General features: G+C 52.2%; 16 protein-coding genes. 9 read left to right on the forward strand and 7 right to left on the reverse strand.

The window, feature by feature from the left end; all coding sequences use genetic code 11:
- Positions 1 to 516: 516 nt before the first annotated feature.
- Complete coding sequence (locus AC0KVQ_RS10500) at positions 517 to 885, reverse strand: hypothetical protein (RefSeq protein ID WP_473421114.1); 369 nt, start codon at positions 883 to 885, stop codon at positions 517 to 519.
- Here AC0KVQ_RS10500 and zapE point away from each other — a divergent pair.
- Complete coding sequence (gene zapE, locus AC0KVQ_RS10505) at positions 874 to 2,046, forward strand: cell division protein ZapE (RefSeq protein ID WP_473421115.1); 1,173 nt, start codon at positions 874 to 876, stop codon at positions 2,044 to 2,046. The two genes, AC0KVQ_RS10500 and zapE, sit on opposite strands and share 12 nt — an antisense overlap.
- An 89-nt stretch (positions 2,047 to 2,135) precedes the next feature.
- Here zapE and AC0KVQ_RS10510 read toward each other — a convergent pair whose 3' ends face one another.
- From AC0KVQ_RS10510 to AC0KVQ_RS10535, 6 genes are all read right to left on the reverse strand, one after another.
- Positions 2,136 to 3,353, reverse strand: a complete 1,218-nt coding sequence (locus tag AC0KVQ_RS10510) for an EAL and HDOD domain-containing protein (protein WP_473421116.1) — start codon at positions 3,351 to 3,353, stop codon at positions 2,136 to 2,138.
- 94 nt (positions 3,354 to 3,447) lie between these two features.
- Positions 3,448 to 5,433 (reverse strand): chemotaxis protein CheA, encoded by a 1,986-nt coding sequence (locus AC0KVQ_RS10515; protein ID WP_473421117.1) that lies wholly within the window; start codon positions 5,431 to 5,433, stop codon positions 3,448 to 3,450.
- Between the two features lie 24 nt (positions 5,434 to 5,457).
- Complete coding sequence (gene cheZ / locus AC0KVQ_RS10520; protein WP_473421118.1) at positions 5,458 to 6,228, reverse strand: protein phosphatase CheZ; 771 nt, start codon at positions 6,226 to 6,228, stop codon at positions 5,458 to 5,460.
- A gap of 46 nt (positions 6,229 to 6,274) precedes the next feature.
- Entirely contained in the window at positions 6,275 to 6,664 is a 390-nt protein-coding gene (gene cheY / locus AC0KVQ_RS10525) for a chemotaxis response regulator CheY (RefSeq protein WP_473421119.1), read from the reverse strand.
- A gap of 59 nt (positions 6,665 to 6,723) precedes the next feature.
- Positions 6,724 to 7,668 (reverse strand): chemotaxis protein, encoded by a 945-nt coding sequence (locus AC0KVQ_RS10530; protein ID WP_473421120.1) that lies wholly within the window; start codon positions 7,666 to 7,668, stop codon positions 6,724 to 6,726.
- A 36-nt stretch (positions 7,669 to 7,704) separates the two neighbouring features.
- Positions 7,705 to 8,655: a chemotaxis protein gene (locus AC0KVQ_RS10535; RefSeq protein WP_473421121.1), complete on the reverse strand. Its 951-nt coding sequence runs from the start codon at positions 8,653 to 8,655 to the stop codon at positions 7,705 to 7,707.
- A 186-nt stretch (positions 8,656 to 8,841) separates the two neighbouring features.
- On the opposite strand from AC0KVQ_RS10535, the gene AC0KVQ_RS10540 reads away from it, so the two are divergent.
- The 8 genes from AC0KVQ_RS10540 to fliG all read left to right on the forward strand — a co-directional run bounded on the left by AC0KVQ_RS10540 (position 8,842) and on the right by fliG (position 17,646).
- The gene (locus AC0KVQ_RS10540) at positions 8,842 to 10,023 is read left to right on the forward strand and encodes a sensor histidine kinase (protein ID WP_473421122.1); all 1,182 of its coding nucleotides are present in this window, start codon (positions 8,842 to 8,844) and stop codon (positions 10,021 to 10,023) included.
- The gene (locus tag AC0KVQ_RS10545; protein ID WP_473421123.1) at positions 10,023 to 10,409 is read left to right on the forward strand and encodes an STAS domain-containing protein; all 387 of its coding nucleotides are present in this window, start codon (positions 10,023 to 10,025) and stop codon (positions 10,407 to 10,409) included. Before AC0KVQ_RS10540 ends, AC0KVQ_RS10545 begins: the two co-directional genes overlap by 1 nt.
- Before the next feature lie 195 nt (positions 10,410 to 10,604).
- A complete protein-coding gene (locus AC0KVQ_RS10550; protein WP_473421124.1) occupies positions 10,605 to 12,314 on the forward strand; it encodes a SpoIIE family protein phosphatase in 1,710 nt (569 codons plus the stop codon).
- A 237-nt stretch (positions 12,315 to 12,551) separates the two neighbouring features.
- Positions 12,552 to 13,142 carry a chemotaxis protein CheB gene (locus tag AC0KVQ_RS10555; protein ID WP_473421197.1) on the forward strand — a complete coding sequence of 197 codons (591 nt, stop codon included), beginning with the start codon at positions 12,552 to 12,554 and terminating at the stop codon, positions 13,140 to 13,142.
- On the forward strand, positions 13,139 to 14,470 hold the full coding sequence (locus AC0KVQ_RS10560) for a sigma-54-dependent transcriptional regulator (RefSeq protein ID WP_473421125.1): 1,332 nt from the start codon (positions 13,139 to 13,141) through the stop codon (positions 14,468 to 14,470). Before AC0KVQ_RS10555 ends, AC0KVQ_RS10560 begins: the two co-directional genes overlap by 4 nt.
- Positions 14,471 to 14,545: 75 nt before the next feature.
- Positions 14,546 to 14,875 (forward strand): flagellar hook-basal body complex protein FliE, encoded by a 330-nt coding sequence (fliE, locus tag AC0KVQ_RS10565; RefSeq protein ID WP_473421126.1) that lies wholly within the window; start codon positions 14,546 to 14,548, stop codon positions 14,873 to 14,875.
- Positions 14,876 to 14,964: 89 nt separating this feature from the next.
- Entirely contained in the window at positions 14,965 to 16,629 is a 1,665-nt protein-coding gene (fliF, locus tag AC0KVQ_RS10570; protein ID WP_473421127.1) for a flagellar basal-body MS-ring/collar protein FliF, read from the forward strand.
- A gap of 21 nt (positions 16,630 to 16,650) precedes the next feature.
- A complete protein-coding gene (fliG, locus tag AC0KVQ_RS10575; RefSeq protein ID WP_473421198.1) occupies positions 16,651 to 17,646 on the forward strand; it encodes a flagellar motor switch protein FliG in 996 nt (331 codons plus the stop codon).
- Positions 17,647 to 17,653: the final 7 nt, after the last annotated feature.

The following is a 17,653-nucleotide window of genomic DNA, read 5'->3' on the forward strand; positions in this document are numbered from 1 at the left end:
GGTCGCGACGCGTTTCTCCCCGGCATAAACTTCGCGAGGCACCCCTATTACCAGTGACATTCTCGGTTCTCCATTACGGGTCTAAAAAACCGCAAAACTCACTACGCTTTGCGGATGGCGTTGCCTTAATCAGGTTGAAAGCACTGTAAATTGGCAGAAGAACAAACCATTGCTTTACAACATCAATTTACGCAAGGCCGGACAAGTCTTGTTTCGTGGCAGGCACGATGGCGTTAGTCACTACGCCTGATGATCTTAAAATCGGGCTAGATCATACCTTATCGAACAAGCCGACGGGAAACGTTGGCACTCGTGTGTAGTCACGCGAGCTAACCGAAACGGATCATACAATCTATCTGTGGGATATCAATATAAAACCACAATAACAATGCAGTCATTTTATGTGCCCTTGCATGAATTTATGTCCTTCATGGGATGTATTGACTACTGGATAGGTACTAATAAAACCGACTGTTGTAGTATGGTTTGCAGAAGGGCGCTTAAATGTTGATATTTTCACGGTTTGTTGTAGTTTTGTGAAAAATTTACCATGAGATAGTGGGTAGTTAATCTACTTTTTGGTTGAGATACATGCCGGTTTTGGGTATAGTTCAATCGTCGCTTGTGCTGCAACGAGCGACTGTACTGCAAGTTTGTTTTGCGATTTTTCGCAATTCGAACCCTCTTCTCCTCCTTCTCGGCCCGACCGGTTGTTTGCCAGAAACGACCCGCCGGGCGTTTTTTTTCCAGGTTCCCCCCTCTTGGGGTGACGAGAACATCCGTGTCCAGGTGAAAGGCTAGCAACAAAATATCTGACTGAAAGAGTTGGGTATTGTATGCTTGCCCGATTTCATCGTTGCGGATTCTTGAGTCATGGCCAAGCATTCGATCTCGCTTCCCCAGTCAGGCATGTCACCTTCCAATTGGTATGCAGTAGCCCGCAGTCAACCGGGATTTGCGTTGGATCCGGCGCAGGCACAGGCAATCATGCGGCTAGACCAGTTGTATCAGGAATTGCTTGATTTCAAACGCGTTCGGAGTCGTCCGCTTGGCAAGCTGGAAATTTTTGGCCATACGCTGATGCCACAGCCGAAGTTGCCCAAAGGACTTTACCTGTGGGGTGGGGTTGGGCGTGGCAAGAGTCTGCTGATGGATGTTTTTTACGCAGGATTGCCATATCTGCGCAAACGCCGTCTGCATTTTCATGACTTTATGCGTGAAGTGCATCTGCAGCTGAAAACACTCAAGGGGCAGCCAGATCCCTTACTTGCTGTAGCTCGCCGCATTGCCATGCAGACACGGGTGTTGTGTTTTGATGAATTTCACATATCCGATATCGCGGATGCGATGATCCTTGGACGATTATTTTCCTTTCTGTTCAATCAAGGGGTCATCATGGTACTGACCTCCAATTACCCGCCTGAAAATCTGTATCCGAACGGCCTGCAGCGCAGTAGCTTTCTGCCAACGATTGCTTTGTTGCAGCAGATGCTGGATGTTGTGAATCTCGATGGAGGTGTCGATCACAGGCAGCGTTTGTTGACTAAAGCCCCGCTCTACCTGGTTCCGCATGATGAGGAAAGCATGCAGAAGCTGCAGGTTTTCTTCGTTGAGCTGGCGGGTACAGTTTCTGATGATTTTCCCCACGTATTTGAAGTGTCTGGCTATCGACTGGAATCGCGTCGTCGTGCGAGAAACGTGGTCTGGTTTGATTTTGATGTTTTGTGCGGACCGCAACGTAGCCAGGTTGATTATCTGTATCTGGCTCGAAATTTTGAATATGTACTGGTTTCAGGTATTCCTGTACTGGAATCCACACGGGCCGCTGAAGCACGTAGGCTGACATGGCTGATCGATATTTTCTATGATTACCGCGTGAAGCTGATTGCAACAGCGGCAGACCAGCCGCAGGCCCTTTATCCTCGTGGTGAACAGTCTGGCGAATTTATTCGTACGGCCAGCCGGCTGCAAGAAATGCAAACACAGGAATATTGGGATACACCTTATGAAAAGCCGGATTTCGTACAAGGAATCACGGAAACATAAGCTATCTTGCAAATACAACAAAGGCAGCCGTGATCGGCTGCCTTTGGGTCTGATGGCAAATGGTTTTGGGGCGCTGAATCCCGTAAAGGCTAGATGCCGATTTCCTCTACCCAGGCCAGTGCTTGAACATGGGCGCGATTAAGCATTTCTGGTGAGATCAGTAGGGTTTCGCACAGGCGCGGTACCTCGGTCATGTCCGGGTCTTCGCAGGCTTCTGCCAACTCAAGATATGGCCCATAAATGCCGCTGCGCTCAAGCAATGCATCACAGATGGGTTCTGGCAGGATCAGTGTTTCCAGAACGCGATCCATCGGCATGTCGAGCAATACATCCAGCAGCGAGAACATGCCGACAATGAACAGATTGTCTTTTTCCTGCCCGTTGAGGAAGTGACCCCCGAGCAGTTCAACTAGCCGGCCACGCGTGACCGCCGTTTTCATCAGGGCGGGTGCAGAGCCGGTTTCTGCGCCGGCAGTGACCAGCAGCAAAGTCAGCCAGCGATACAGTTTCTGATAGCCAAGAATAGTCACGGCGTGACGGAAAGACTGGATCTCGCAGGACAGGCCAAATCCTGCCGAATTGATATAGCGCAGCAGTTTGAATGACAGTGCAACATCGCGCTTGAGCGCATTTTCGATATCGCGAATTTCGGCATTGTTACGCAACATGTTCAACAGGTTAAGAATGTTGGCGTAACTTGGATTGATGACCTTGGCGGAAAGTGTTTCCGGGTGTGCGAAATAGAACCCCTGGAAGGAATCAAAACCAATTTCCATGCACTGACGGAACTCGTCCTTGGTTTCGACTTTTTCCGCAATTTGCGAAACTGGAAATTTGCGCAGTTCTCGCGACAAACCCTGAACCTGAGGCATGCCCAGTTGCTGAATGTCGAATTTCACATGGTTGGCATACTGCATGAATGGCGCTGATTGCGGGGTCAGGACGAAGTCATCCAGTGCAATCGAAAAACCTTGCTCACGCAGTTCCTTCAACCGGTTTAAGAGTTCCGGAGTTGGCTTGGTGGTCTCCACAATTTCCAGGACTACACGTTCCGGGTGAAGCAATTCAAGAAAATTACTTTCCAGCATGGATTCAGCAACATTGATGAATGCCAGTTTGTTGCCAACCAGCCAATCAGTACCCATGTTGGAGATAGTGTTGACCAGAACATTCGTGCCCGCTTGCATATCGCTGGAGAACTCGGCGGTTACCGAATCCTTGGAAAGCCGGAACAGCAATTCATAGCCAATGATTTGCTGTTGTCGATTCAGGATAGGTTGCCGACCAATAAAAGCGTTTTCTTGCATGAGATCCACTCGGACAGGTATGAGCTGAAACAGAAAAAATCTAGGTTGCGATTACCATGACAGTTGTCGGTAATCGCAACCAGTAGTCAATAGCTTAGGCCGCCAAATTTGCCAGGAAGCGGGAAGCCTTGATTGCGGAGGCGTTGGCAGAACTGGATTCGAGCAGGTCTTCCATGTCCAGAACCAAGACGATTGAACCATCGCCGGATAGCGTCGCACCGGCGATACCTCTGGGGCGGATATTCTGCAGTGGCTTGATCACAACATCATCCCGGCCGATAAAGCTGTCGACAGCAAGAATGAAGGAGTGTTCGGCAGACTGCATCAGTACACCAAAACTTGGCAGGTGATCCTCTTCCCAGCCGATGAGTGCAGCAAGCGAGCGAACTGAAAGCATTTCGTCGCGGACGACAATGGTCGCCCTGCCGGATACTTCCTGAATCTGTTCCTGGCGAATCGGAATGATCTCGCGCACCATAGCCAATGGTACGGCGAAAGGTTGATCCTTAATCTTGACCACCAGAACCGGCAAAATAGCCAGCGTCAAGGGCAGTTGAATCGAGAAACGCGACCCTTCTCCTGCAACCGAGTGGATGTCAATGCGCCCGTTGAGTTTCTGGATGTTGGTCCGCACAACGTCCATGCCGACGCCTCGGCCGGATATGTTGGATACCTGATCCTTGGTCGAAAAACCGGCCATAAAAATCAGCTGCAGGCTTTGCTTGTCATCCAGACTGTTGGCGGTTTCCGCATCGATCAGTCCTTTTTCGACGGCCTTTCTGCGGATGACGTCAGGGCGCATGCCTTTGCCGTCATCGGTGATTTCAATCAGGATATGATCACCAACCTGCGTGGCCGTCAGCTCGACCACGGCTTTAGGTGGCTTGCCGGCAGCGATGCGCTCTTCAATCGTTTCAATGCCATGATCGACAGCATTGCGCACTAGGTGAACGAGCGGGTCGTTCAGGTCTTCCAGCATGGTTTTGTCCAGTTCGGTTTCTTCTCCGGATAAAACCAGTTCGACATCCTTGCCCAGTTGGCGTGCCAGGTCGCGTGCCAGTCGCGGGTATTTCTGGAACAGCCGTCCGATGGGCTGCATACGCGTTTTCATTACCGCGTTCTGCAGATCGCTCACTAGCAAGTCCAATTGCCCGATCGCCTCGTCCAGTGCCTTGATGGTTGCCGCATCGGTTTTGCCGGCCATGATATCGGTGCGCAGGGTGGTAAGCCGGTTTTTGGTCAAACCAATTTCGCCGGACAGGTTCAATACCTGATCCAGCCGGACGGTGTCGATACGAATGGTGGTTTCCTGCGTCGACAAAGGTTGTCCCGCAGATGTCTGAGACTTGCTGCCTTGTGTTGCAGGAACTTGAACAGGGGCAGGACGCAATGCCTGCATCGGATCTGCAACGACGGGTTTGGCCTCAATACTGGATTTGCCAGTGCTAATTGTTGTCGCTTGCATTGGGGATTGCACGTCAAGTTCAATGGTCGTGGCCACGTCATCGCTCCTGTCAAGCAGGGTATCGTAAAGCTGCTGCCAATCCGGCTCTGTGGCAGATTGACTGTTTACAGTCTTTGTCTCGGTCTGGACAAGTGCCTTATCCGACTTTTCTGCCTGGTGCGAGGACTGATTTTCAATGTTGGATTTGCCTGGTGCTGAAGCGGCCTCCGATGTGATGCCTGGCTTGCCTTGCAAGAATTCATCAAGTGCTGTCAGTATCTCGGGGCTGGCCGAACTGGGCATTCTGCCTTGTGCCAGTGCGGCGAACATGTCACGTACGACGCCTGTGGCATTCAAGATGGTATCCATCAATTCCGGTGTGATTGACAATTCGCCATTGCGCAGTTTGTCAAACAGATTCTCCGTGCGATGGCACAGGCTTACCATTGGGTCCACATTGAGAAAGCCTGCGCCGCCCTTGATGGTATGGAAACCGCGGAAGATCGTATTCAGCAGTGCTTTGTCATTCGGCCTTTTTTCCAGTTCGACAAGCTTGTTGTCGACGTCTGAAAGCAGCTCGGAGGCTTCGGTCAGGAAGTCCTGTAGCAGATCGTCCATCCCGGCAAAATCACTCATGATCACACTCCTGCATATTGCCTATCAAAAGCCCAAGCTTTCGAGAAGGTCGTCAACTTGTTCTTGGCTGGTCACAACGTCAGTGCGCCCATCTGATTTGATGACTGGGCCGTTCAGCAGGGTATCTTCCTGTTTGGTGCCCTGTGGCGAGAACATCAGGAGGAAATCGAGCAGATGCTGTTCCATGTCCTTGGCCATGGAAAGAATTTTCTTGATCACCTGGCCGGTCAGATCCTGGAAATCCTGCGCCATCATGATTTCCAGCATCTGGCTGCTGATTTTATCCGAGTCTCTGCCTGTAGTGGCGAGATGGCTTCGAGTTTGAGTAACCAGTGCTTTGAACTCATCAACCGAAAGCTGGTTTGCAAACAGTTTGTCCCATTGATCGGCCAGTTGACGTGATTCATTGCCGATTCTGTCTTGCAGGGGCTTGGCAATATCGAGCGCATTGAGTGTTCTCTCTGCAGCCTGTTCGGTCATCGTTGCCACATAGGACAAGCGATCACGGGCATCGGGGATTTGCGATGCTGCTTTTTCAAGCGATTTATCCAGCCCCAGTTCCCTGAGCGTGTCGTGCAGTTTTCTTGTCATCTGTCCGATGTGCGAAAACATGGAACGAGCCGGCTCCGACATTTCCTGTGTCGTGGCAGGGTACAGCTCAATCTTCGTGGCATCGGTGTTTGGTGCCGTGACTGGTGTCGCTGGTTCGGTATTGGTCATATTGGCTTGAAGAATGCTGTCAAATAGTGCTTCAAGTTCTGCCGAATCACCACTGTTCAAAGCTTGGTCGCTCACAGTTGCCTCCTTCGCATCTGTACTGGATTTTGTTATCGGAGCGTCGTTATTTGCCCATGTTGGCGAAAATTTTCTTGAGTTTTTCGTCAAGAGTGGCGGCAGTAAAGGGCTTCACAATATATCCATTGGCGCCAGCGGTTGCGGCCTCAATGATGTTTTCCTTTTTGGCTTCAGCCGTGACCATCAGCAGCGGCGTGCCTTTGAGTTGCGGGTCAGCGCGCATGGCTTTCAGCAACTCGATACCGGTCATGTTTGGCATGTTCCAGTCGGAAACAACGAAGTCAAACTGGCCATTTTTTAGTTTGTGCAGGGCAATCTGACCATCTTCTGCTTCGTCAACGTTTGAAAAGCCAAGTTCTTTCAATAGGTTACGTACGATGCGACGCATGGTGGAGAAATCATCCACCACGAGAAAACGCATGTTAGGGTCTGCCATGTCTTGCTCCCAGGGCAACGGTTATCAAGCCCAGCGTGAGTTAAATTTTCAAGCTGTCATCAGTTTGTCAGCAAGGGGGTAAGTGTATCAGCCAAGACCACAGGGTCGAACTTGGCTACGTATGCATCAACGCCAACACTTGCACCCATGGCGCGGTTGGCATTGGAAGAAAGCGAAGAGTGCATCACAACAGGTATGCCATTGAATCTATGGTCAGACTTGATGTGTTTGGTCAAAACGTACCCGTCCATCTCTGGCATTTCAGCGTCGACCAGAATCAGCTTTAGCTTCTCGGAAAGCAATTCGCCATCCTGAGTGGCCCGATTGGCCAGTCCCTGCAGCTTGTCCCAAGCTTCCTTGCCATTGGTGGCCTGATGGTATTTGATGCCGATTTTGTCTAGCACGCCCACGATTTCTTTTCTGGCGACCAATGAGTCGTCAACAAAGAACATGAAGGAATCAATCTCGGTTGATGCACGCGGGAGCTCTGGAATAATCTGCTCCCCGATGACTGAGGACAGTATTTGTTCAACATCCAGGATCGAAACGAGCTTTCCATCGGGCAGTTCCGTGATCGCCGTGATCAGGGCCTGGCTGTCCGCCAGCATCGATTCCGGTGCGCGCACTTTGTCCCAGTCTACCCGGATGATGCGATCAACATCATGCACGAGGAAGGCTTGCGTATGCTTGGAAAACTCGGTGACGATCATCGTACTGGTGGTATCGGCATGATCTACGCCATCGCATTCGATGAACTTCGACAGGGCAATGACTGGAATGATATTGCCACGCAAGGAAATAACACCTTCAACCCCGACGGGCATATTCGGTGTTTTGGTAATCTTGGGTGTTTGCGAGACTTCCCTGACCTTGAAGACGTTGATACCGAAAATCTCCCGTGTTCCCAAGGTGAACAGAAGGATTTCCATTTTGTTGGAGCCAGCGAGTTTGGTCCGCGCATCAACACTGTCGAGCAGATTGCCGGGTTGGCTATAGTTGGCCATGCGGTTTCTCCGATTGAATGCTTTTGATTATTTCGGTTATTGACGCAACAGGTACTCGGCAATCATTTCCGATAGCTTGTGCGGTTCGAATTTGGCTACATAGCCGTCGACCCCGACTGATTGTCCAAGTTTTTGATTGGACATGCCGGACAACGAGGAATGCATGATAACCGGTATCCCGGCAAAGCGCGGGTCGCTCTTGATGAGTTTGGTCAACATGTAGCCATCCATTTCCGGCATTTCAACATCGGTCAGGATGAGCTGGATCATGTTTTTGACCAGTTTGCCCTGGATGTCGGCAGCCTGGGCAATGCGCTGCAATTCATCCCAGGCACGCTTGCCGTTGATGGTTTGAATATGATTGATGCCCATGGCATCGAGAGTCAGCTCGATCTGCCTGCGAGCAACGACCGAGTCGTCAGTGAAAAAGACGGTTTTATCGGTCAATGCCTTGTGTTTGATCACCATGCTGGCGTCAATGCTGTCGCCGGTTCTGGTCGTTTCCGCGAGCACTTTCTCGACGTCCATCATCATGACCAGCTTGCCGCTGTTCAGTTCGGTCACAGCAGTGACCAATCCACCCATCTGGTTGGTCAGCATATCGGGCGGTACCTGCATGGATGACCAGTCCAGTCGCAGGATGGTATCAACGGCTTCCACCAGAAATCCTTGAGTATGACCATTGTATTCGGACACGATCATGATTTCCGGTTTGGTTCCCGAGATGATGCCTGCGTATTTGGCCAGGTCAATAACCGGTACCAGTTGGCCGCGCAAGCTCACCATGCCTTCCACCGATGGTGGCATGTCGGGCGCCTGGGTGATTTCCGGTGTACGCATGACCTCGCGAACCTTGAATACATTGATGCCAAAGGTCTCACGCCGGTTGGTGCGTTGGTCAATGCCAAGGGTAAATAGCAGAATCTCAAGCTTGTTTGTGCCGGCAAGTTTGGTGCGAGCATCAATGTTCTTCAAGAGTTCGGACACGGCTACTTACTCCTCGTAGGATGCATTTCCCTGTTGGGGATGGTTTTGAATTGATGTCAGCATTATACCGAACAGTTGATGACAGATTGTTTTTCCGCGTCAGCAGCTGGTTATGGTCGAAGTTTCTGTGTCACTTTTGTCCCATTTATAATGCAAAATACCCAGTTCAACAAGGATAGAGCCTGTATGCGTGAAGGAAATCCGCAGATGGATCCAAGGGAGCTGGAAGCTGCCTTTTCACTGTTCAATGAAGCATCAAGGCAGTTGTCAGCGGCGTATGCGGAATTGCAGGAGCAGGTCATTTCGCTGACGGCGCAGCTTGAAATCGCCAATGGCGCACTTCGGCGCGAGCTTGACGAAAAAGCCCTGTTGTCACGACGCTTGAGTTTGTTGCTGGAGCGTTTGCCAGCAGGGGTGGTTGAGCTGGATGCTTCCGGTGTAGTGTTGCATATGAATCCTGCAGCGGAGCAGTTGCTGGGGAGCGAGGTGATTGGGCAGTCATGGATGGGATGGAGGGCGGCACATTTCGTCGCAACGCCTGAGTCTGATCTTTGGCGCTACCAGGGGGGGGATGGTGTTCGGCGACTTTCGCTGACGGAGAGCGAGATACCTGAAGCAGGCATTAATCTGCTCCTCATCCATGATTTCACCGAATCATGGGAATTGGAGCAGGCATTGGTTCGGCATCAACGGCTTGCGGCCATGGGAGAAATGGCTGCAGGTCTGGCGCATCAATTGCGTACGCCTCTGGCGACGGCTTTGCTGTATACCGGTCATTTGGCTCAGCCTGGCCTAAGAGAGGCGGAGCGTTGTCGTTTTGCCGAAAAGTCGCTGAGTCGCCTGAAGCATATCGAGTCTTTGATCGGCAATATGTTGCGGTTCGTGCGGGGGCAGGCACATGAGCGGGAGCAGGTTGCTGTGACTGAATTGTTCGAAGATGCGAGTCAGATTGTTCAGCATCAATTTGCCGAAAAAGGGGTCGGGCTGGTTGTCAAGGATGCCACGCCGGCACAGCAGGTTTGGGTCAACCGAAAGGAAATGGTTGGGGCCTTGGTCAATTTGCTGGAAAACGCTTGCCATGCCTCGTGTGCTGGCTCAACGGTGGTGCTGGTGTCCAGCAGCCAGAACGATGCCCTGTCGATTGAAGTGCGCGATCAGGGTGAGGGGATGTCTGCTGAGGTCTTGGAGCATTTGTTCGATCCCTTTTTTACCACGCGCAAGGAAGGTACGGGTCTCGGTTTGGCTATCGTGCGAAATCTGGTTGTCATGTATGGTGGCGAGGTGACAGCCCAGTCGATGCCTGGTCAGGGAAGTACCTTGCGAATTGTTATGCCGTCTGCGGCTGCAACGGTCAAAACAGTATCTTGATGATGATTCGTCTTGGTGGGCCGCAGGGGTGGTGGTATTTTTCTGTTTGTGACCAATTACAAGAAAGGCTTGGTGCTTATATGTTGCCGAGAGCGGAGGTTGACGGGGATATTGGCCGCATTATTTTGTCTGGCCAATTCGATTTCAGTGCGCATCGAGAATTTCGCCAGGTCTGCGAAATATTGGTGGCCAATCCTTTGGTCAAAGAGCTGTGGGTCGATTTCCAGCAGGTGGTTTATCTCGATAGCTCTGCCTTGGGGATGTTGCTGTTGCTGAAAGAGAAAGTGAATTCCGCTCATAAGAGTCTGGCCTTGATCAATTGCCACGATTCAGTCAGGCAGGTTCTGGAAATCGCCTGCTTTGGAAAGATTTTTACCATTCGTTAACAGGGTGGTGAAAAAGTCCGAGACACCCCATAGAAAATCGAAAATGTGCGGAGTCCCGGGGCGAAAAAGGATAAACCAGGCTCAAAATAGGCCGTTTTTGCCCATTTTTTGAGCAATTGTCGGTGGCTTTTCGAGTTTTATCCCGCTCGAAAACGTTTTTCACCACCCTGTTAAGCACCTGATTGATCGCGACTCATGAGAATACTTGTTGCTGATGATGTTGAGTCGGCCCGTTTGTTGCTGATGCGTTTTGTTGAAGCACTGGGGTATGAGGCAATTTCAGCGTGCGACGGTCAAGAGGCTATCGCGCAATGGCAGCAGGCACAGCCGGATTTGATCCTGATGGATATGCTGATGCCAGGCGTGTCCGGATTGCAGGCTGCCACACTCATCAAGCAACAGGCTAAAGAAACCTGGGTTCCAATAGTTTTTATTTCTGGGGCGGGCGAGGAGAAGATTCTGGCAGAGGCGATAGAATGCTGCGCAGATGATTACCTGAACAAGCCAGTCAATTTCCGCGTGCTGCGCGCCAAGCTTAATGCCTTTGGCAGAACGCTTGAGTTGAATCGACGCGTTCGTGAACAGTCGGAAAAGCTTGCAAACTACTATGAGCGCTCGGAAGAAGAGAAGCGGGTGGTGCATCACCTGATGGATCAACTGGTGAGCGCTGAACGATTGACGGATCCCCAGGTTGCCTATTGGTTATGTCCGGCAGAGAGTCTGTCAGGAGATCTGATCGGTGTGGCGCGTACGCCGGGGCGCGTGCTGCATCTTCTGCTCGCTGACGGGATTGGCCATGGGATATCGGCAGCGCTCAATGTTTTGCCCCTGATGCAGCCTTTTTACAGCATGACCGAGCGCGGTCATTCCCTGCCTGAAATCCTGATCGAAATGAACAATAAGGTGCGCCAGGTGCTGCCTGTGGGGCGTTTCGTGGCGGTGGCGTTGATCTCGGTCAGTGAGGCTGATCATTGCATCGAAATCTGGAATGGCGGCATGCCCGAGCAAAAGATACTCGATGCGGCCGGGCATGTTATTGAAGTTTGTAAATCTTTCAGCTTGCCGCTAGGAATCGTGCCGAGCGCGATGATGGACTTTACGCCGAGCCGGTTCTGCGTTGATCAGCCGGGCGCGGTATTGGCGTATTCAGATGGCTTGGTTGAGGCGCGCAATCCGGATGGAGAGCCATTTGGCGAGACGCGTCTGCTTGAGGCCGTGTGCGGTGTTCGTCCGCATGAGTGTATGGCTGCAATTCAGTTTGCGCTTCAATCTTTTATGCGGGAAGCCTCGTTGCATGACGATGTGTCGGTGGTGATGGCCAACTTTGGCAACGCCATGGTTCAGCCGGAAATTGCTGCGAAATCATTCAGTTGCATCAATGTGGTTGAGCTGGAGGAAAATTTCCAGAAATCGTCGCTGTTATGGCGCTATGAGTTGGTGCTGGGGGCGGAAGAGTTGCGCTATATCAGCTTTGCACCCTTCATCATGGATTTTGTCCTTGCCGTCAAAAAGTTGCATTCACATGCGAGTGATGTATTTCAGATCGTTGAAGCGTTGTTTCTTAATGCGCTGGACTACGGTCTGCTGTGCCTTTGTCCTGCGTCTGGTCTGAGTCGGGCGGAGCGATCGGCATATGTTTCGCAGGAGCGGAGAAAACGCTTGGACACATTGCAGCATGGCCAGATCACACTGGATCTTGCTGGTTTTGAGTATGAAAAAAAGCAGTTTCTGCGGATACGTGTCAAGGATAGCGGCCAGGGGTTTGACTGGCGTGCGTCTGTTTCCGATCAGGAACCTTTGGATCTGCGTGGAGGTCAAGGCATACGCCTGATCAGGACATTGTCTGCGGGCGTGCATTATCCAGGTAATGGTAATGAGACGATTGTTTACTATGTCTTGCCTTGATTTCATTCGAATTCGTTTTTTTCCCATAATTATAAGCACTCCATGTTTCAGCTTGGGCTGGGTATGGAGATCGGTTACTGGAGATGGCCAATGCGTGAGCCTGAAATCAAAAGGCCGCTTGTGGCAAATGTGCTGAGTGCAGAGTCGAACGTGCAAGGTTCGGTGGTACCAAGTTACAGTGCTGACGTTATTCTGCCCCGTCAAATACGACAGGGGCCACGACCGGAACGCTTGATTGTGGTTGGTGCCTCGACAGGCGGGACTGAGGCACTCAAGGATTTTCTGATGATGTTGCCCGCCGATGCGCCGGCCATCCTGATTTCCCAGCATATGCCCGAGATGTTTACCCGCTCTTTTGCCAGTCGCCTTGATGGGTTGTGCCGTATCAAGGTCAAGGAGGCCGAGCATGGAGAAATGGTGCGTTCTGGCTGTGCTTATATTTCACCCGGGCATTCTCATTTGATGCTGGGATTTTCCGGTGGACATTTTATCTGTGAGCTTTCACGTGGCGAGCCGGTTAACCGGCATCGCCCATCCGTGGATGTATTGTTCCGCTCTGCCGCCAACCAGGCCGGCTCTTCTGCCATTGGCGTAATCCTGACTGGCATGGGTAAGGATGGGGCGATCGGCATGCGTGAAATGAAAGAGGCGGGTGCCTATAACTTTGCACAGGATGAAGCAAGTTGTGTGGTATTTGGCATGCCCAAGGAGGCGATTGCAAATGGTGCCGTGGATGAGGTCTTGCCGCTGAAGCAGATTGCCCCGCGCATTATGCAGTGGCTGTCTCTTCATGGTGGTCGTGCCAACTCAACAAGGGCGGGACTATGAGTTTGCCAGTCTTGGTGGTTGAAGATGATGATGATCTGCGTGAGGCCTTGGTAGATACCCTGCAGTTGGGGGGGTATGCCACGGTTGCTGCTGATAATGGACTGAGCGCCCTGCAGATCCTCGAACACACGCGTGTCGGGCTGGTTTTGAGCGATGTGCAGATGCAGCCGATGGATGGCAATAGTCTGCTGCGTGAAATCAAGATCAAGTATCCATGGCTGCCCGTGATGCTGATGACGGCCTATGGACTGATCGATAAGGCAGTTGCAGCGCTGCATGCGGGCGCTTGCCACTACCTGCCAAAGCCGTTTGAGCCGCAAAAATTATTGGAGGAAGTTGCAAAGTACCTGTTGCCGGAAAGTGACGATGATTCGGTGATTGCTGAAGATCCGGCAATGCGCCGATTGCTGGATGTCGCCCGCCGTGTGGCGCAGTCGGATGCGTCTGTGATGATCACGGGCGAATCCGGGGTCGGGAAAGAAGTGCTGGCGCGTTTCATTCATCGCAACAGTTCTCGTGCCGACAAGCCGTTTGTGGCCATCAATTGTGCCGCCATCCCGGAACAGTTGCTTGAATCAACCTTGTTCGGACATGAAAAGGGCGCATTCACTGGTGCAACTTCACAACATATCGGGAAATTTGAGCAGGCAAATGGGGGCGTTTTGTTACTGGATGAGGTAACAGAAATGCCCCTCGCACTTCAGGCAAAATTGCTGCGTGTTTTGCAAGAGCGTGAAGTGGAGCGCGTGGGGGGGGCTAAAGCCATCCCGGTGGATATGCGTGTACTGGCGACTTCGAACCGCGACATCGAGCATGAGGTAAGTGAAGGGCGTTTTCGCGAGGATCTTTTCTATCGGCTCAATGTCTTTCCGTTGTACCTGCCTTCGCTGCGGGAGCGAAAAGACGATATCGTTCCGTTGGCGCGCGCCATGCTCGCGCGACATTCCGCCAGGCAAAATCGACGCCTTCCTGTGCTGATGCCCGAAGCTGAGTCGTGCTTGTTGGCCTATGGCTGGGAGGGCAATATCCGTGAGCTGGATAATGTGATGCAGCGGGCGCTTATCCTGGCAAGCGGTGATGAGATTGCGCCTGAGCATCTGCTCTTGCCGGTCAAGGCGGCAAAAATTGCCAGTGCACCCTCCGTGGAGGATGAGTCAGAACAGACTGTGCTGGATATCAAGGAAGTGGAAAAGCAGCATATACTGGACACATTGCGTGCGGTTGGCGGGGTCAGGAAGTTGGCGGCTGAGCGGCTTAACATGAGTGAGCGTACTTTGCGCCACAAATTGCAGCAGTACCGGGAGCGGGATGGTAATTTGCGTGCCTAGCAAATATCTGGCGCAGGAATTGCTTGCCGGGCAGGTGTCTCGCCCCTAGAATCAGGTCTGGAAGGATAAGTAATCATGAGTAGCGTGCAAGGTATTGATCAATTACTTGGAGAGCTTCGCTCGGTCGCAGCGCTGGCTTCTGGTCAATCCTCCTCTGCAGCCAATGTTGAAGGTGCCGAGGCACCGCAGTTTGCCGAAGTGCTCAAGCAGTCGATTGATCAGGTCAATCAGATGCAATTGGAGTCTCAGGATAAACAGCTTGCGTTCCAGGCGGGTGAACCCACGGCGGATTTGCAAGATGTCATGGTCTCGCTGCAAAAGGCCAGCCTGAGCTTTCAGACAATGGTGCAGGTTCGCAACAAGCTCGTGGGTGCTTATCAGGAAATCATGAACATGCAGGTCTGACGGCCTGGAGTGACGATATTGGCTAGACTATGGCAGAGGCGAGCGTAGCAGCTCAGCGCAACCCGGTTGCGAATAAAGATCCAGGCGGTATGCGCCAGCGTTTCGAGGCTCTGTCCGGACCCAGCAAGCTGGGTATTGCCGTGCTGGCTGCGGCTGTCATTGCCTTGCTCGTTGGTACCTTGCTTTGGTCCCGCGAGCCAGCTTGGCGCATTCTTTTCACCAACCTTCCGGACAAGGAAGGTGGTGCCATCATTCAATCCCTGCAGCAGATGAATGTCCCGTACAAGCTTGATGCTGGTGGCACGATACAGGTGCCAGCGGATCAGGTGTACGACGCGCGGCTGCGCTTGGCCGGCCAGGGCTTGCCCAAGGCAGGCAATGTTGGATTCGAGCTGATGGATAGCCAGAAATTCGGTATCTCCCAGTTCGCCGAGCAAGTGAATTATCAGCGAGCCATCGAAGGCGAACTGGCACGTTCCATCGAAACCATCTCCGTGGTCGAGCGTGCACGGGTACATCTGGCTATTCCCAAGCAAACTGTTTTCCTGCGAGACCAGCAAAAACCCTCTGCTTCGGTAGTGATTACCATGCACCGTGGTCGCCAGCTTGATGGTGGCCAGGTGGCAGGCATCGTGCATCTTGTCTCATCAAGCGTGCCGGATTTGCCGGTCAAAAATGTGACGCTGGTTGATCAGGATGGGAACCTCCTCTCGAGCGATCGCGATAAACAGCGCTTGAGTCTTGATCCCACCCAACTGCAGTACGTGCAACAGATCGAGCGCAATTTTGTCGAACGTGTCGAGGCCATTCTGGCGCCGATCGTGGGGCGTGACAATGTTCGGGCTGAGGTGACTGCTCAGGTGGATTTTGCAGAAGTTGAAGAGACTTCAGAAAAATTCAGACCTAATGGTCCACCCAATGAGGCGGCGATCCGCAGTCAGCAAACTACCGAGCAAAGTGGACGAGCGGGAGCTGATGTTGCAGCTGGTGTTCCTGGTGCATTGTCAAATCAACCTCCGGGTACGGCAGTTGCTCCCATTGCTGTTCCGGATCAGGCCGGCGCACAGGGGGCGGCCAATCAGTCTGTGGTGAATGCCAATTCACGGCGTGATGCAACCACCAACTATGAGGTAGACAAGACGATCCAGCATGTGAAACAACCGGTTGGTGGTGTCAAGCGGCTTTCCGTTGCGGTGGTGGTCAATTATCGCTCCAGTGTGAATGAAGATGGGCAACAAGTTTTTGTACCGCTGCCAGCGCAGGAAATGGAGCAGATCAATAACCTGGTGCGCGAGGCTGTTGGGTTCAATCAGCCCCGGGGTGATTCGGTAAATGTCGTCAATGCTGCGTTTGCCCGATCCGCAGAGGTGGCTGAGGTTGCCTTGCCTGATCGCGCGCTCGAGTATCTGAAAGTCAATCTGGCCGACGTGGTGAAGGTGGCACTGATTGCATTGGTTGTGATTTACCTGTTGTTCTTTGTCGTTCGCCCGCTGATGCGTGATATGAGCCGAACACGGGAGGATGCCCGCTCGGCGCGGGACGAGGATGCTGAGGAAGCAGGCATGGGTGCTACCCCGTTGCACTTTGCGCAGCAGGTAATGACCGAAGAAAATCAGGAAAAGCTGTCAGCCTTTTCTGAGTTGTTGCAGCAGGCCAAAACGCTTGCCAAGGATGACCCGCGCATGGTCGCCACCATTTTGCGTGAATGGATGAGTGGCGAAGAAGAGTCGACCGAGTCCGGCAAAAAGAACTGAGGAAGCTACATGGCTGCGAATATGGATGAGGAAGGCGTTCGCCGGGCGTCGATTCTCCTGATGACACTGGGGGAAGAGGCTGCTGTCGAAGTGTTCAAGTATCTGGGCCCCAAAGAGGTTCAGAAGCTCGGCTTTGCCATGGCCGGCATGGAAAACGTCAAGCGCGAGGAAGTGGACAATGTGCTGGGGGATTTTATCTCGGCAACCAAAAATCGTGCGAATCTTGGGGCGGCGGATGAATATATCCGTTCAGTTCTGACTAAAGCGCTGGGAACAGACAAGGCCGCGAACCTGCTTGACCGTATCCTGCAGGGCAATGATAACGGCGGGATCGAATCGCTCAAGTGGATGGATTCTGCCGCGGTGGCGGAACTCATCAAGAACGAACATCCCCAGATCATTGCAACCATTCTTGTCCATCTTGAGCCAGACCAATCATCTGAGGTATTGGCTAATTTCACGGAGCGGTTGCGCAATGACGTCCTGTTGCGAATTGCGACATTGGAAGGTATTCAGCCTGCTGCACTGAAAGAACTCAATGATGTGCTGACCCAGCTGCTGTCCGGTTCGGATAAGCTCAAGAAAAGTGCGATGGGCGGTGTCAAAATGGCGGCGGATATCCTCAACTTCATGGGCGGGATTGTCGAGGCTTCCGCCGTATCCAGTATCCGCGAGTACGATCCGGAATTGGCACAGAAAATTCAGGACAAGATGTTTACGTTTGACAATATCCTTGATATCGATGATCGAGGCATTCAATTGTTGCTGCGTGAAATCCAGTCCGATCAATTGATTGTTGCACTCAAGGGAACCAGCCAAGCCTTGCGGGACAAGATTTTCAAGAATATGTCGCAGCGTGCAGCGGAGATGCTGCGTGAAGATCTGGATGCGAAAGGGCCGGTCAAACTGTCTGAAGTTGAGGCTGAGCAGAAGGAAATTCTCAAGATTGTGCGTCGTCTGGCAGATGAAGGGCAGATTGTGCTGGGTGGCAAGGGTGATGAAGGTCTGGTTGAATGATGCGGGG

This window comes from Formivibrio sp. oc-25 (genome assembly GCF_055810895.1).

Bases quoted from the DNA above. Each gene is read 5' to 3' on its own strand.
- fliF (WP_473421127.1), top strand. From the start codon at position 14,965: ATGCGCCAGCGTTTCGAGGCTCTGTCCGGACCCAGCAAGCTGGGTATT.
- AC0KVQ_RS10560 (WP_473421125.1), top strand. From the start codon at position 13,139: ATGAGTTTGCCAGTCTTGGTGGTTGAAGATGATGATGATCTGCGTGAG.
- zapE (WP_473421115.1), top strand. From the start codon at position 874: ATGGCCAAGCATTCGATCTCGCTTCCCCAGTCAGGCATGTCACCTTCC.
- AC0KVQ_RS10530 (WP_473421120.1), bottom strand. From the start codon at position 7,668: ATGGCCAACTATAGCCAACCCGGCAATCTGCTCGACAGTGTTGATGCG.
- AC0KVQ_RS10515 (WP_473421117.1), bottom strand. From the start codon at position 5,433: ATGAGTGATTTTGCCGGGATGGACGATCTGCTACAGGACTTCCTGACC.
- cheY (WP_473421119.1), bottom strand. From the start codon at position 6,664: ATGGCAGACCCTAACATGCGTTTTCTCGTGGTGGATGATTTCTCCACC.
- AC0KVQ_RS10540 (WP_473421122.1), top strand. From the start codon at position 8,842: ATGCGTGAAGGAAATCCGCAGATGGATCCAAGGGAGCTGGAAGCTGCC.
- fliE (WP_473421126.1), top strand. From the start codon at position 14,546: ATGAGTAGCGTGCAAGGTATTGATCAATTACTTGGAGAGCTTCGCTCG.
- fliG (WP_473421198.1), top strand. From the start codon at position 16,651: ATGGATGAGGAAGGCGTTCGCCGGGCGTCGATTCTCCTGATGACACTG.
- AC0KVQ_RS10545 (WP_473421123.1), top strand. From the start codon at position 10,023: ATGATGATTCGTCTTGGTGGGCCGCAGGGGTGGTGGTATTTTTCTGTT.
- AC0KVQ_RS10500 (WP_473421114.1), bottom strand. From the start codon at position 885: ATGCTTGGCCATGACTCAAGAATCCGCAACGATGAAATCGGGCAAGCA.
- AC0KVQ_RS10510 (WP_473421116.1), bottom strand. From the start codon at position 3,353: ATGCAAGAAAACGCTTTTATTGGTCGGCAACCTATCCTGAATCGACAA.
- AC0KVQ_RS10550 (WP_473421124.1), top strand. From the start codon at position 10,605: ATGAGAATACTTGTTGCTGATGATGTTGAGTCGGCCCGTTTGTTGCTG.